The following is a 12724-nucleotide window of genomic DNA, read 5'->3' as shown; positions in this document are numbered from 1 at the left end:
CGTCCGAAGAACACCTCGAGCAGTCCATCGAGGGGGAGTCGCAGCACGACGAGATCGAAGTGGCGTTGGTCACCGGGGTGTCCGGTGCAGGATTGCGCACTGCGGCCAAGATTCTCGAGGATCTCGGCTGGTACGTCGCCGACAACCTACCGCCGGAGCTCATCTCCAAGATGGTGGATCTCGGACGCGAGTCCAAGCCCAGAATCGAGCGTCTGGCACTGGTGATGGACGTTCGAAGCCGCCTGTTCACCGGCGATCTGGGCTGGGTGGTGAAAGAACTCGACTCCAAGGGCGTGCGCAACAGAGTGCTCTTCCTGGACGCGTCCGACGCAGTGCTGATCCGTCGATTCGAGTCCAACCGGCGTAGCCATCCCCTGCAGAACGACGGTCAGGACGGAACACTGACCGAGGGCATCACCGCCGAACGGTTGCGACTCGCTCAGGTGAAGGCAGCTGCGGATCTCACGGTGGACACCACGTCCCTGTCCGTGCATCAACTCCGGCGCAAGATCGAGACGGTGTTCGGTGCGGCCGAGACCACAGGAGTGGGCGTCACCGTGCAGTCTTTCGGCTTCAAGTACGGCCTGCCGATGGACGCCGACCTGGTCTGCGACGTGCGCTTTCTGCCCAACCCACATTGGGTGCCCGAGCTGCGCGAACATACCGGCCAGGACGCGGACGTTCGCGATTACGTGTTGGGGCAGGACGGGGCACGCGATTACCTGCAGACGTACACGCACCTGCTGAATCTGACCATCGAGGGATACGTGCGGGAAGGCAAGAGGTACATGACGGTGGCCGTTGGCTGCACCGGAGGGAAGCATCGAAGTGTCGCGATGACCGAGGCACTGGCGGCAATTCTCGCCGACCAGGGTGATGTGTCGGTGCGCGTGCTGCATCGGGATCTGGGTCGCGAATGAGCGAGGTCGACACCGAGGTACCGGCAGCGGGCCCCAGGATCGTCGCGCTCGGCGGCGGGCACGGCCTGTACGCCACGCTGTCGGCGGCCCGGCTGCTCGGTCCCGACGTCACCGCCATCGTCACGGTCGCCGACGACGGGGGATCCTCGGGGCGTCTGCGGGCCGAGCTCGGCGTCATTCCGCCCGGAGACCTGCGCATGGCACTGGCTGCGCTGGCACGATCGGACGAGAGGACGCAGCTCTGGACGGACGTCCTGCAGCACCGCTTCGGCGGCACGGGCGCTCTGGCCGGACATTCGGTGGGCAACCTCATCCTCGCCGGCCTCACCGAAGTACTGGGCGATCCGATCGCCGCACTCGACGAGATGGTGCGGATGCTCGGAATCGACGGACGGGTGCTTCCGATGTCGCCGATCGCACTCGACATCGAGGCCGACGTCTCCGGTCTCGAGGACGACCCACGCGTGAGCCGCGTCATTCGCGGACAGGTTGCGGTGGCGACGACTCCGGGCAAGGTTCGCCGCGTTCGACTGCTGCCACCCGAGCCGCCTGCCTCGGCGGATGCACTCGCTGCGATCGAGAAGGCCGACCTCGTGGTGCTCGGACCGGGATCGTGGTTCTCCAGCGTCATCCCGCACGTGTTGGTGCCCGATCAGCTCGCCGCGCTCGCTCGCACCAGCGCGCCGAAGGTACTGGTGTTGAACCTCGCACCGGAGCTGGGGGAGACCACCGGATTCTCCGCCGAGCGCCATGTCCACGTACTCTCCCAACACGCACCGGATTTGGGAATCGACTACGTGTTGGTCGATTCCGCCTCGGTCCCGGAAGGCAGCAACCGCGAGCACGTGGCGCGGGCAGCGGCCCGGCTCGGTGCCGAGGTCGTCTACGTCGACGTTGCCGAAAACGGCACCCACGCACATCATTACGGCAAGCTTGCTGCGGCTCTCGGTTCCATCGTGTCGTCCACCGACGGCACCGCACCGACTACCGCACGCAGAGAGGGGATCACTTCGTGGCCATGACAGCGGAGGTCAAGGACGAGCTGAGCAGGCTCACCGTCAGTCAGGTCAGTTGCCGCAAGGCCGAGGTGTCCGCACTCCTGCGATTCGCCGGCGGATTGCACATCGTGGCAGGCCGAGTGGTGGTCGAGGCAGAGGTGGACCTCGGGTCCATTGCGAGACGGCTGCGTCGGGAGATCTTCGAGCTGTACGGCTACTCCTCCGACGTGCACATGCTCGGAGCGGGCGGGCTCCGCAAGACTTCTCGCTACGTGGTGCGCGTGGCCAAGGACGGCGAGGCACTGGCGCGGCAGACCGGCCTGTTGGACCTGCGCGGTCGCCCGGTTCGCGGGTTGCCCGCCCAGGTGGTCGGCGGCACGGTGGGGGACTCCGAGGCGGCATGGCGGGGCGCATTCCTGGCGCACGGTTCACTCACCGAGCCGGGTCGGTCCTCGGCTCTGGAGATCAGCTGTCCGGGACCCGAGGCAGCTCTCGCGCTCGTCGGAGCCGCTCGACGCCTCGGCGTGGCCGCCAAGGCACGCGAGGTCCGCGGCACCGATCGAGTGGTCGTCCGCGACGGCGAGGCGATCGGGGCACTGCTCACCCGCATGGGCGCACAGGACACCCGGTTGATCTGGGAAGAACGACGGATGCGACGCGAGGTCAGGGCCACCGCGAACCGGCTCGCCAACTTCGACGACGCCAACCTGCGCCGCTCGGCCAGGGCCGCCGTCGCCGCCGCAGCGCGCGTCGAGCGGGCCCTGCACATCCTCGGCGAGGATGTGCCGGATCATCTGGCCGCCGCGGGCTCGCTCCGAGTGCAGCATCGCCAGGCGTCGCTCGAGGAACTCGGCCAGTTGGCCGACCCGCCGATGACCAAGGACGCTGTGGCAGGCCGAATTCGACGCCTGCTGTCCATGGCCGACCGCAAGGCGAAGGAAACCGGAATTCCGGACACCGAGTCCGCCGTCACCGCCGAGTTGCTCGACGAGGCATGACCGGCCCGATCACGTGATGCGCGCGCTCTGCCTGCGCGCACACTAGGGTGGGAACCGCGTGTGGCACCCCGCACGCAGGCACAATCAAACATCTGTTTTCACAACTTTTAGGAGCGAACAGTGACGATCCGGGTAGGCGTCAACGGCTTCGGCCGCATCGGGCGTAACTTCTTCAGGGCTGTCGATGCGCAGAAGGCGCTCGGTACCACCGACATCGAAATCGTTGCTGTCAACGACCTGACCGACAACGCATCGCTCGCACACCTGCTCAAGTACGACTCGATCCTGGGTCGCTTGCCGCACGATGTCTCGCTCGAGGGCGAGGACACCATCGTCGTCGGTGGCCAGAAGATCAAGGCGCTGTCGCTGCGTGAGGGCCCGTCCGCACTTCCGTGGGGTGACCTGGGTGTCGACGTCGTCGTCGAGTCCACCGGCATCTTCACCGACGCTGCGAAGGCACAGGGCCACATCGACGCCGGTGCCAAGAAGGTCATCATCTCCGCGCCCGCCAAGGGCGAGGACATCACCATCGTGATGGGCGTCAACGACGACAAGTACGACGGCAGCCAGAACATCATCTCCAACGCGTCGTGCACCACCAACTGCCTCGGCCCCATCGCCAAGGTTCTCGACGACGAGTTCGGCATCGTCTCGGGTCTGATGACCACCATTCACGCGTACACGCAGGACCAGAACCTGCAGGACGGGCCGCACAGCGATCTGCGTCGCGCCCGCGCCGCAGCCCTGAACGTGGTGCCGACCGGCACCGGCGCGGCCAAGGCCATCGGCCTGGTTCTCCCGCAGCTGCTCGGCAAGCTCGACGGCTACGCGCTTCGGGTACCGATCCCCACCGGCTCGGTCACCGACCTGACTGCGCTGTTGAAGAAGAAGGCCAGCGCCGACGACATCAACGCCGCCATGAAGGCCGCAGCCGAGGGCCCCCTCAAGGGCATCCTGAAGTACAACACCGATCCGATCGTCTCCTCGGACATCGTCACCGACCCGCACTCGTCGATCTTCGACGCGCCGCTGACGAAGGTCATCGACGACCAGGTCAAGATCGTCTCCTGGTACGACAACGAGTGGGGCTACTCCAACCGCCTCGCCGACCTCATCGGTCTCGTCGGCAAGTCCCTCTGACACCGATGGCTGTCAAGACACTGCAGGATCTGCTCGATGCCGGTGTCGAAGGCCGTGGCGTCCTCGTGCGATCGGACTTCAATGTCCCGCTCGAGGACGGCACGATCACCGACCCCGGCCGCATCCAGGCGTCGATCCCGACTCTTCGGGCACTGGTCGAGGCGGGTGCCAAGGTCATCGTGACCGCGCACCTCGGTCGTCCCGACGGCAAGCCGGACGCGAAGTACAGCCTGGCTCCGGTCGCAGCGAAGCTCGGCGAACTGCTGGGCCGTCACGTTCAGCTCGCGGGCGACGTGGTGGGTCAGGACGCCGAGGCTCGGGCCGAGGGTCTGACCGACGGCGACGTGCTGCTGCTCGAGAACATTCGCTTCGATCCGCGCGAGACCAGCAAGGACGAGTCCGAGCGAGCTGCTCTGGCTCGTGAGCTCGTTGCTCTGGCCGGCGACGACGCAGCATTCGTCTCCGACGGATTCGGCGTCGTGCACCGTAAGCAGGCATCGGTCTACGACGTGGCGCAGTTGCTGCCGCACTACGCGGGCACTCTCGTCGCTGCCGAGGTCGAGGTACTGGCCAAGCTCACCGAGGACGCCGCGCGTCCGTACGCGGTGGTGCTCGGCGGCTCCAAGGTCTCGGACAAGCTGGGCGTCATCGAGGCGTTGGCCCCCAAGGTCGACACCCTCGTCATCGGCGGCGGTATGGCGTTCACTTTCCTTGCCGCGCAGGGGTATTCGGTCGGCAACTCGCTGTTGCAGGAGGATCAGATCGGGGTCTGCAAGGACCTGCTCGAGCGTTTCGGCGACGTGATCCACCTGCCCGTCGACATCGTCGTCGGAGACAAGTTCGCGGCGGACGCCGAGGCGAAGACCGTGAAGGCATCCGAGATTCCGGACGGCTGGATGGGTCTGGACATCGGACCCGATTCGGGCAGCCGCTTCGCTGTTGTCCTCTCGAATGCCAAGACCGTCTTCTGGAACGGACCGGCCGGAGTGTTCGAGTTCGCCAAGTTCTCGGCCGGCACCAAGGGCATCGCCGAAGCGATCATCGGAGCCACCGAGAAGGGCGCGTTCAGCGTCGTCGGTGGCGGCGACTCGGCCGCGGCGGTACGCACCCTGGGACTGCCCGACGACGGCTTCTCGCACATCTCCACCGGCGGCGGTGCATCCCTCGAATACCTCGAAGGCAAGCAGCTCCCCGGCCTATCCGTCCTGGAGGCGTAACGCATGGCACGTAAGCCGCTCATCGCGGGCAACTGGAAGATGAACCTCAACCACCTCGAGGCCATCTCGCTGGTGCAGAAGATCGCATTCTCGTTGCCCGAGAAGTACTTCGACAAGGTCGACGTGACGGTGATCCCGCCGTTCACCGACATCCGCAGCGTGCAGACCCTGGTCGAGGGCGACAAACTGCTGCTCACCTACGGTGCACAGGACGTCTCGTCCGAGGACAAGGGTGCCTTCACCGGCGAGATCAGCGGATCGATGTTGGCCAAGCTGGGGTGCACCTTCGTCGTCGTCGGTCACTCCGAGCGACGCACGCTGCACAGCGAGGACGACGCCGTCGTGCTCGCCAAGACGAAGGCGGCCCTGAAGAACGGGCTCACTCCGATCGTGTGCATCGGCGAGGGTCTGAACATCCGTGAGGCCGGCGAGCACGTGGCCTACAACGTGGCACAGCTGCGCGGGTCGCTCGAAGGACTGTCGGCCGACGACATCTCCAAGGTCGTCATCGCCTACGAGCCGGTATGGGCCATCGGTACCGGCCGGGTCGCGTCGGCGTCGGACGCTCAGGAAGTGTGCGGTGCCATTCGTGAGGAACTGAAGGCGCTGTCCTCGGACGAGGTCGCCGCGGGCGTGCGAGTGCTCTACGGCGGCTCGGTCAACGCGAAGAACGTCGGCGAGATCGTCGGACAGCCCGATGTCGACGGTGCCCTCGTCGGTGGCGCCTCGCTCAAGGCGGACGAGTTCGCCACGTTGTCGGCCATCGCCGCAGGTGGACCCCTGCCCTGATCGGCCATCGGCAACGCTGTACCGAACGGTTTTCGGACACCTCGCTTCGGCGGGGTGTCCGAAGCCGTTCGCGGGGCCAGGTAGGCTGCTGAAGGCATCGAATCGAGTTTGAGGTGGACATGGATCTGTTTCTGGATATTCTGCTGGTCGTCACCAGCCTGGCACTGATCTTGCTGATCCTGCTGCATCGCGGCAAGGGCGGCGGATTGTCCAGCCTGTTCGGTGGCGGAGTGCAGTCCAGCCTCTCCGGTTCCACCGTTGTCGAGAAGAACCTCGATCGCCTCACGGTCTTCACCGGCATCATCTGGCTCATCGCCATCCTCGGTATCGGTCTGGAGATCAAATACACCTGATCGGATTCGGCTCCGAGTGCGAGTTGGTGACGGAGCGACGATACTGGGTGGATGAGCGAATCCTCCTACGAGTCAGTCGGTTCCCCAGCCTTCGTCCCACCGACAGCTCAGGGTCGGGAGTTGACAGAGCCTCTCCGTGAGGACATCCGCTATCTGGGCGGCATCCTGGGTGAGATCATTCGCGAGCACGAGGGCGACGACGTCTTCGAGCTGATCGAGTCGGCTCGCGTCGAATCCTTCGCGGTACGCAGGTCGGAGATAGAACGCGACGATTCCGTCGGTCGCTACACCGACGTCGAAGTGGCACAGGCAGTTCCACTGATTCGCGCGTTCAGTCACTTCTCGCTGCTGGCCAATCTTGCCGAGGACCTGCACCGCGAACGTCGTCGAGCGATTCACCTCGACCGCGAGGACCCGCCACAGGACAGCAGTCTCGACGCCACCTGGCTCAAGATCGATGCCGCAGCACCGTCGCGTGAGCAGGTGGCCGCGGCCCTGACAGATGCGTTGGTCGCGCCGGTGATCACCGCGCACCCAACCGAAACACGTCGACGCACCGTGTTCGATGTGCAGTCGAAGATCACCGAGCTGATGCGGCGCCGCGATGTCGCCGCTGCGGCACGTGAGGGCAAGGCCGCCACTGCGGCGAAGGAACTGGCCGCCATCGACGTGCAGATCCGCAGGCAAGTACTGACCCTGTGGGAGACGGCTCTGATTCGGTTGTCGCGGTTGAGGATTCAGGACGAAATCGAAGTCGGCCTCCGGTACTTCGAGTCCTCCCTGTTCGATGTCATGCCGGCGTTGAACGCCGACGTGCGGGCAGCGCTGCGGGCACGGTGGCCCGAGGACGATCTACTGCCTCGCCCCATTCTCCGGCCCGGTTCCTGGATCGGCGGCGACCGCGACGGCAATCCGAACGTGACCGCAGAGGTGGTCCACACCGCAACCCATCAAGCGGGATACGTGGCGTTCGAGCATTACCTCGACGAATTGGTCGCGCTGGAGAAGGAATTGTCGATGTCCGCGCGTCTGGTGGATGTCACCGAGGATCTCAAGGCTCTGGCCGGCGCATCGACCGAGCCGGACGACCGTCGATCGGACGAGCCGTATCGCGTCGCCGTCGCCGGTATCCGGGCGCGGCTCACGGCCACCGCCCGGGCGGTGCTCGACGCGGTGCCGGTCTCCGGGATCGACCTCGGTGCGCAGAAGTACGCCGGTCCGCAAGACGTTCTCGACGACCTCGACGTCATCGATCGGGCTCTGCGGGCCGACGGGGATGCATTGATCGCCGATGATCGTCTGCTCCGGCTTCGGCAGTCGGTCGAGACGTTCGGATTCCATCTGCAGGCGTTGGACATGAGGCAGAACTCCGAGACACACGAAGAGGTGGTCGCCGAGCTGTTGGCCTGGGCCGGTGTCCACTCCGATTACATGTCCCTCGGGGAGGACGAGCGGGTCGCGGTTCTGTCGCAGGATCTTGCGACCAGGCGGCCGCTGGTCGGCCCCAACGCGCAACTGAGTGAGCTCGCCACCAAGGAACTGGGCATCGTCAGGGCCGCCAAGGAGGCCATCGACCACCTGGGCCCCGACACCATCCAGAACTACGTCATCAGCATGTGTCAGTCGGTCAGTGACATGCTCGAAGCGGCGTTGCTGCTCAAGGAAGCGGGCATCTTCGACCCCGGCACCGACGGCTCGGCACCCACGTCGACGGTGGGTGTCGTGCCACTGTTCGAGACCATCGAGGATCTGCAGCAGGGTGCCGCGACCCTGCTCGCCACGCTCGACGTTCCGATCTATCGCGCGCTGGTCGCTGGGCGCGGCATGAACCAGGAAGTCATGCTGGGGTATTCGGACTCGAACAAGGACGGTGGATACCTCGCGGCGAACTGGGCGCTGTACCGCGCCGAGCTGGATCTGCTCGAGGCCTCACGCAAGACGGGTATTCGCTTGCGGCTGTTCCACGGTCGAGGCGGTACGGTCGGCCGCGGCGGCGGTCCCAGCTACGACGCGATCCTGGCGCAGCCGCCCGGAGTGGTACAGGGATCGTTGCGGCTCACCGAGCAGGGCGAGATCATCGCGGCGAAATACGCCGAGCCGTCCATAGCGCGCCGAAACCTCGAGTCTCTGGTCGCGGGAACTCTCGAATCGACTCTGCTGGATGTGGAGGGTCTCGGAGACGGCGCAGAAGCCGCATACGACATCCTGGACGACCTCGCCGCGAAGGCGCGTGCGGCCTACGGCCGGCTGGTGCACGAGGAGCCCGGTTTCGTCGAGTACTTCCGAACGTCGACGCCGGTAGCCGAGGTCGGTGAGCTGAACATCGGCTCCCGTCCGGCATCGAGAAAGCCGACGAACTCGGTGTACGACCTGCGTGCCATTCCTTGGGTGATGTCGTGGAGTCAGTGCCGCGTGATGCTGCCCGGCTGGTACGGCACCGGTTCGGCATTCGAGGAGTGGGTCGGCGACGACGAATCCAAACTCGAGGTGCTGACCGAGCTGTACCGAAAGTGGCCGTTCTTCCAGACCGTTCTGTCCAACCTCGCGCAGGTCATGGCGAAATCGGATCTGGGCATCGCGGCTCGGTACGCGGAGTTGGTTCCCGACGCGGACCTGCGCGCGCGGATCTTCGGGATGATCGAAGCCGAACATGCCACGACGGTGCGGATGTACCTGAAGATCACCGGTCACAGTCGCCTGCTCGAAGACAACCCGTCGCTCGAGCGCTCGGTGCACAATCGCTTCCCGTACCTCGAGCCACTGAATCAGATGCAGGTCGAGATGCTGCGTCGATACCGCAACGGTGACGACGACGAACGGGTCAAGCGAGGAATTCTGCTGACGATGAACGGTCTCGCGACGGCGCTGCGCAACAGCGGTTAGCCACGCACGAGGGGCGAGGAACCGGTTGTCGGTCGATCGCGTCCAACGAGGTATGACGCAGTGCAGCAGTTCGATCGATACCTGGAGAGACGGATCCGCCTACCGCATGAGCAGTAGGCGGATCGGTCGTTCGATATCAGGATATGCCCGGAGCGTCGGCGACTACGACTGCGAGCGGCCCGGATGTGACCCCGACGCTGCCGACCCCGATTAGTCGGGTGGGATCAGACGGTGTCCAGCTTGGACGCAGCGCCTGCATCGACGAACCAGACCGTCGATTCGGTGCCGAGCGCGCCTGCCGACGGGACGTCGTCGGAATCGGCTCCGCCCACCGCAGCGGCGACGGCGTCGGCTTTGTTCGCTCCCGAGACGAGCAACCACACGTGCTGTGCGCGGCGAACCGCAGGCAGCGTCAGTGTGATGCGCACCGGCGGGGGCTTGGGGGAGTCCTCGACCGCCACGACGAAGCGGTGCTGCTCACGCACTGCATCGGTGTGGGGGAAGAGTGAATTGATATGGCCTTCGCCGCCCATTCCGAGGAGATGGACGTCGAACCGGGGCGTCGGCTCACCCTCCGATCCGGAATGCAGGATCTGTGCGTACGTTGCGGCGGCCACCTCGGGGTCGCTTCCGTGTGGTCCGTCGGATGCGGCCATCCGGAACACCCGATCCGGGTGAACATCGACGTGATCGAGGAGCGCTTCCGAGGCCTGGACCTCGTTGCGTTCGGGATCACCCGAGGGCAGGAAGCGTTCGTCGCCGAAGTAGATGTCGACCTTGCCCCAGTCGATCGATCCGGAGTCCTCACGTAGCGCTTCCAGCAGCGCGATTCCGGTGCCACCACCGGTGAGCACCACCGATGCGAAGCCACGCTCGGCCTGCGCGGCCGTGACCACGTCGACGAAGCGAGATCGTGCAGCGTCGACCAGGGCCTGCGCGTCCAAGTACTGGAGTACCGATGTCTTACTCATAGCTCACTTTCGACAGTCCGTGCAGGGCGAGTTCGTAGATCTCGTCCGTGTCGAGTCTGCGCAGTTCCTCGGCGAGGCACTCGCGAGTGTTGCGACGCGCCAGTGCGACCTCCGCGTCGGGCTGACCGGTGCGTCGCAGGGTTGCGGTCTTGCCGGTCTGCGGACGCGTCAGCGAGATGCTGCTGTTCTCTCTGATCAGCTCCACCTTCAGCTCACCCGCACGGCGGTGGACCGGCACGTCGAGTTTGGCGGCCAGCCAACCTGCCAGGATGTCGAGTGCGGGTTCCTCGGCCAGTCCGGACACCGTGGCCGAGACGACCGCCTCGAACGGAGCCTGGTCGAGCGCGGTGGCCAACAGGCCGCGCCAGTACGTGATGCGACTCCAGGAGAGATCGGTGTCGCCCTCGGTGTAGCTGCTGAGCCGACCCTTGATCGTCGCCGTGGTGTCGGGCGAGTTCGTGGCATCGGTGATCCGGCGAATTGCCAAGCGTCCCAGCGGATCCTTCGCCGGAACGGTCGGTGCCTCGTCCGGCCACCACGCCACGATCGGGGTATCGGGCAGCAGGAACGGGATCACCACACTGTGCTCGTGATCGGCGAGTTCGCCGTTCAGGCGCAACACCACGACCTCCGATGCACCGGCGTCTCCGCCCACACGGATCTGTGCGTCGAGGCTCGATTCGGCGGATCGGTCTCCGTGGATGAGCACGATGACGCGGCACGGATGCTCGCGGCTGGCCTCGTTCGCTGCGTCGATCGCCCGTTCGGCCTTGGCCGGATCACGGCTGGCGACGATCAGTGTCAGCACCCGGCCGATGGTCACCGCACCGCCTGCTTCGCGCACCTCCACCAACTTCTTGCCGACCTCGGCCGTCGTCGTGGCGGGGATGTCGACAATCACGGTCTTCTCCATTCGCGTCCGGTGCGGTGCATCATCTCGTCACCCGAGGAAGGCCCCCAGGTACCGGCTTCGTACGGCTCCGCGGTGCCGCCGGAAGCCCAGAATTCCAGAATGGGGTCGAGGATCTTCCACGACAGTTCCACTTCGGCATTGACCGGGAACAGCGACGGCTCACCGAGCAGCACGTCGAGGATGAGGCGTTCGTACGCCTCGGGCGAGGATTCGGTGAACGCCTGGCCGTAGCTGAAGTCCATGCTGACGTCGCGCACCTGCATGCTCGAGCCCGGCACCTTGGAGCCGAACCGCATCGTCACGCCCTCGTCGGGCTGGACTCGGATCACCAACGCGTTCTGACCGAGTTCCTCGGTCATCGTGGCGTCGAACGGTAGGTGCGGAGCGCGTTTGAACACCATTGCGATCTCGGTGACCCGACGCCCGAGTGCCTTGCCGGTCCGAAGGTAGAACGGCACCCCACCCCAGCGTCGCGTATCCACCTCCAGGGTGATGGCGGCGTAGGTTTCGGTGTTCGACTCGGAGTCGAAGCCCTCTTCCTCCTTGAGGCCCTTCACTTTCTGGCTGCCCTGCCACCCCGCGGCATACTGACCGCGCGCCGAGGTTCGATCGAGTGGCTCGGCGAGTTTGGTGGCCGAGAGCACCTTGATCTTCTCCGATTGCAGCTCCTTGGGGTTGAAGCTGACCGGCTCCTCCATCGCAGTGATGGCGAGAAGCTGCAGAAGGTGGTTCTGGATGACGTCGCGGGCGGCACCGATTCCGTCGTAATACCCTGCGCGACCGCCCAATCCGATGTCCTCGGCCATCGTGATCTGAACGTGGTCGACGTAATGCGCATTCCAGATCGGATCGAACAGCTGGTTGGCGAAGCGCAGTGCCAGGATGTTCTGCACCGTCTCCTTGCCGAGATAGTGGTCGATACGAAACACGGTGTCCTCGGGGAACACTCGGTTCACGACCGCGTTGAGCTCTTTCGCACTCTGCAGATCGTGTCCGAACGGCTTCTCGATGACGACGCGTCGCCAATTGCCGTCCTTGCTCTGCGCCAGGCCCGAGCGCGACAGCTGCTCGAGGACTACCGGGAACGCGCTCGGCGGGATGGACAGATAGAAGGCGTGATTCCCGCCGGTGCCGCGGGTCTCGTCGAGTTCGGTCAGCGTCCGTGACAGCTCGTCGAACGCGGCGTCGTCGTCGAAAGAGCCTTGGACGAACCGGAATCCTTCGGCGAGGGTGTTCCACACCTCCTCGCTGAACGGTGTTCGCGCGTGATCGCGCACTGAATCGTGCACGATCTTGGCGAAGTCCTGGTTCTGCCATTCCCGTCGGGCAAATCCGACCAGGGCGAAACCGGGGGGTAGCAGCCCCCGGTTCGCCAGGTCGTACACCGCAGGCATGAGCTTCTTACGCGCGAGATCGCCGGTCACCCCGAAGATGACCATGCTGCACGGGCCCGCGATACGGGGGAGCCGCTTGTCTCGGGCGTCGCGGAGAGGGTTGAGCCAGTCCGCGGAGTGGAGAGGTTCGGTTTCTGCGGTGGGCACA

The 12724-nt window shown here is 65.4% G+C and carries 11 protein-coding genes; 8 read left to right on the top strand and 3 right to left on the bottom strand.

The window, feature by feature from the left end:
• The first annotated feature begins 26 nt into the window (after positions 1–26).
• The 8 genes from rapZ to ppc all read left to right on the top strand — a co-directional run bounded on the left by rapZ (position 27) and on the right by ppc (position 9298).
• On the top strand, positions 27–920 hold the full coding sequence (rapZ, locus tag QM590_RS05950; RefSeq protein WP_094642373.1) for an RNase adapter RapZ: 894 nt from the start codon (positions 27–29) through the stop codon (positions 918–920).
• Positions 917–1942 (top strand): gluconeogenesis factor YvcK family protein, encoded by a 1026-nt coding sequence (locus QM590_RS05945; protein WP_149405832.1) that lies wholly within the window; start codon positions 917–919, stop codon positions 1940–1942. Before rapZ ends, QM590_RS05945 begins: the two co-directional genes overlap by 4 nt.
• Positions 1933–2916: a DNA-binding protein WhiA gene (whiA, locus tag QM590_RS05940; protein ID WP_068050529.1), complete on the top strand. Its 984-nt coding sequence runs from the start codon at positions 1933–1935 to the stop codon at positions 2914–2916. Before QM590_RS05945 ends, whiA begins: the two co-directional genes overlap by 10 nt.
• A gap of 120 nt (positions 2917–3036) precedes the next feature.
• Complete coding sequence (gene gap / locus QM590_RS05935; RefSeq protein WP_032365753.1) at positions 3037–4056, top strand: type I glyceraldehyde-3-phosphate dehydrogenase; 1020 nt, start codon at positions 3037–3039, stop codon at positions 4054–4056.
• 5 nt (positions 4057–4061) lie between these two features.
• Positions 4062–5273 carry a phosphoglycerate kinase gene (locus QM590_RS05930; protein WP_269594155.1) on the top strand — a complete coding sequence of 404 codons (1212 nt, stop codon included), beginning with the start codon at positions 4062–4064 and terminating at the stop codon, positions 5271–5273.
• Between the two features lie 3 nt (positions 5274–5276).
• Positions 5277–6062, top strand: a complete 786-nt coding sequence (gene tpiA / locus QM590_RS05925) for a triose-phosphate isomerase (RefSeq protein WP_068050527.1) — start codon at positions 5277–5279, stop codon at positions 6060–6062.
• Between the two features lie 119 nt (positions 6063–6181).
• Positions 6182–6415 (top strand): preprotein translocase subunit SecG, encoded by a 234-nt coding sequence (gene secG / locus QM590_RS05920; RefSeq protein ID WP_068050526.1) that lies wholly within the window; start codon positions 6182–6184, stop codon positions 6413–6415.
• A gap of 51 nt (positions 6416–6466) precedes the next feature.
• Positions 6467–9298: a phosphoenolpyruvate carboxylase gene (ppc, locus tag QM590_RS05915; RefSeq protein ID WP_269594154.1), complete on the top strand. Its 2832-nt coding sequence runs from the start codon at positions 6467–6469 to the stop codon at positions 9296–9298.
• 224 nt (positions 9299–9522) lie between these two features.
• On the opposite strand, the gene pgl is transcribed toward ppc, so the two are convergent.
• Genes pgl through zwf form a run of 3 tightly spaced genes read right to left on the bottom strand, consistent with a single transcriptional unit; the run spans position 9523 to position 12723 of the window.
• On the bottom strand, positions 9523–10269 hold the full coding sequence (pgl, locus tag QM590_RS05910) for a 6-phosphogluconolactonase (RefSeq protein WP_269594153.1): 747 nt from the start codon (positions 10267–10269) through the stop codon (positions 9523–9525).
• Positions 10262–11170: a glucose-6-phosphate dehydrogenase assembly protein OpcA gene (gene opcA, locus QM590_RS05905; RefSeq protein ID WP_170946023.1), complete on the bottom strand. Its 909-nt coding sequence runs from the start codon at positions 11168–11170 to the stop codon at positions 10262–10264. Before opcA ends, pgl begins: the two co-directional genes overlap by 8 nt.
• Positions 11167–12723 carry a glucose-6-phosphate dehydrogenase gene (gene zwf / locus QM590_RS05900; protein ID WP_269594152.1) on the bottom strand — a complete coding sequence of 519 codons (1557 nt, stop codon included), beginning with the start codon at positions 12721–12723 and terminating at the stop codon, positions 11167–11169. The genes opcA and zwf overlap by 4 nt, the downstream gene beginning before the upstream one ends.
• Between the last annotated feature and the right edge of the window lies 1 nt (position 12724).

The sequence above is a fragment of the Rhodococcus sp. IEGM 1372 genome, assembly GCF_030056835.1.
Lineage (GTDB): Bacteria > Actinomycetota > Actinomycetes > Mycobacteriales > Mycobacteriaceae > Rhodococcoides.
This window is presented reverse-complemented; position numbering and strand designations above follow the sequence as displayed.